Below are 2,033 nucleotides of genomic sequence, written 5' to 3'. Positions count from 1 at the left end.
CTTGAACAAATAACTTAAACCCAGAAAAGCAAAAAGCCCGTCACAAACGTGACAGGCTTTCTAAGTTGGTGCCCAAGGCCGGACTTGAACCGGCACGGCTTACGCCACTACCCCCTCAAGATAGCGTGTCTACCAATTCCACCACTTGGGCAAAAACCAAAAACTTATTCTAACTCTGGCGCCGCTGACTCGGCAGGCATCGCATCTTTCGCAGCCGTATCAATTGACTCACCGCCTTCTAACTCTGTCGCCGACTCATCAGTTCCTGAGGTTTCAAGCTCAGCAACAGGCGCAATGAAATCATCTGCAGAAATTTCTGATTTCTGCTTAGCGATCACCGCCAGAGAAATACTGGTAATAAAGAATACAATCGCAAAGTATTTGGTCATATGTGTTAGGAAGCTACCACTACCCTGACTACCAAAAACGGTTTGTGACGCACCACCACCAAAGGAAGCACCCGCTTCAGCACCCTTACCTTGCTGCAGCAAAACCAAACCAATCAAACCTAGTGATACCAGAATATGCACCACAATAACGGCAGTCTCTAACCATTCCATACTTTTAGCCTATTTTTCTACTCTAGTTGCCCGCCCCATCAAGAGCCTCAAACTCTTAATTGCAACAAACAACAATAAAAATTACTAACCAGCGCTCTTACAGATTTGTAAAAAGTCGCTCACTTTTAATGATGCGCCACCAACTAGCCCACCATCAATATCATCCTGACCAAACAATTCTTTGGCGGTTTTTACATTAACACTACCACCGTACAGAATTGCCATATTTTCAGCTAAGTCCGCAGACTTTTCTGAAACCTGCTGCCGAATATAAGCGTGCATTTCCTGAGCTTGCTCTGGCGTTGCTGTTTCGCCTGTCCCAATTGCCCAAACCGGCTCATAAGCAATAAGCAAATCAGACAGTTCTTGCGAAGAAAATTGCTTCAGCACAGCGCCGACTTGCGTCGCAACAACTTCCTGCGCTCTACCACCTTCTCGATCTTCCAGAGTCTCACCTACACACAAAACCGGCTTAATACCAGCCTTTAGCAAACGGGAGATTTTAGCAACAACATCACTATCAGTCTCTCCGAACAAAGCTCTACGCTCTGAGTGCCCAACTAACGACCACTGACAACCTACATCGCTCAACATAGGCGCAGATACTTCACCAGTAAACGCACCTTCGTCAAAACCAGCAACATTCTGAGCTGCCAACTGGATACCGGAGTCTTTACTTGCTTCAAAAAAGCCGGAAAGTAAAACTGTCGGCGGTGCGATTAGCACTTGCACATCGTCAGGCACGTTAGACGATGCTTGATCGCTAAATGCCTGCAAGTAGTCCTGCATAAATGCAACACTACCATTCATTTTCCAATTTCCCGCAACAATCTTGCTACGCATATATAACACCAGCTTTTCAGAAGGGCGCAAATACTAACCGAGTTAATCTTTACTTACAAGCAACCCATTACGACTTTTTACCCAATTACTTAACCAATTGCATTCTGGACCGTTTCAACCAGAGAGTTCACCACTGAATTCACCAAGTCCGCATCCTCGCCCTCAGCCATAACCCGGATTAGAGGCTCCGTACCCGAGCCTCTCAACAACACTCTACCCTGCCCTGCCAAACGCTCACCTTGCTCTTTAACAGCCTGGGCAATAACATCGTTTGACATGGGGTCTGTTTTTTCTTTAATTCGTACGTTCTTCAACACCTGTGGAAGCTTAGTCATCTCGGACTTCAACTCATGCAAGCTCTTACCGTCACGCCATAAGGAAATAAGAACCTGCAACGCAGCAATAGTTGCATCACCCGTGCTCGCTTTATCAAAGCAAATAATATGGCCTGAGTTCTCACCACCAAGCTCCCAGCCATTCTTCACTAGCTGCTCCATCACATAGCGGTCGCCCACATTTGCACGAACAAAAGGAATATTCAGCTTTTGCAATGCCAGCTCTGCACCAAAGTTCGTCATTAATGTACCGACAACCCCACCTTCCAAGCGACCAGCCTGCTGACGATTCCTG

Annotated in this window: 2 protein-coding genes, 1 tRNA gene and 1 pseudogene; all 4 read right to left on the bottom strand. The window is 46.5% G+C overall.

Features of this window, described 5'->3' with window-relative positions:
* Positions 1-66 precede the first annotated feature (66 nt).
* Positions 67-151: transfer RNA gene (locus tag A3729_RS16750), tRNA-Leu, on the bottom strand.
* Between the two features lie 13 nt (positions 152-164).
* On the bottom strand, positions 165-560 hold the full coding sequence (secG, locus tag A3729_RS16745; protein ID WP_068515214.1) for a preprotein translocase subunit SecG: 396 nt from the start codon (positions 558-560) through the stop codon (positions 165-167).
* An 84-nt stretch (positions 561-644) separates the two neighbouring features.
* Complete coding sequence (gene tpiA, locus A3729_RS16740; RefSeq protein ID WP_068508998.1) at positions 645-1,403, bottom strand: triose-phosphate isomerase; 759 nt, start codon at positions 1,401-1,403, stop codon at positions 645-647.
* Between the two features lie 89 nt (positions 1,404-1,492).
* Positions 1,493-2,033 (bottom strand): annotated as a pseudogene (gene glmM, locus A3729_RS16735) (phosphoglucosamine mutase); the annotation flags it as partial.

The sequence above is a fragment of the Oleiphilus sp. HI0043 genome (assembly GCF_001634935.1).
Note: the sequence above shows the minus strand (reverse complement) of the source record. Positions and strands in the feature narration are given on the sequence as shown.

Excerpts from the sequence above, each read along its gene's own strand:
- secG (WP_068515214.1), bottom strand. The coding sequence starts at position 560 with ATGGAATGGTTAGAGACTGCCGTTATTGTGGTGCATATTCTGGTATCA.
- tpiA (WP_068508998.1), bottom strand. The coding sequence starts at position 1,403 with ATGCGTAGCAAGATTGTTGCGGGAAATTGGAAAATGAATGGTAGTGTT.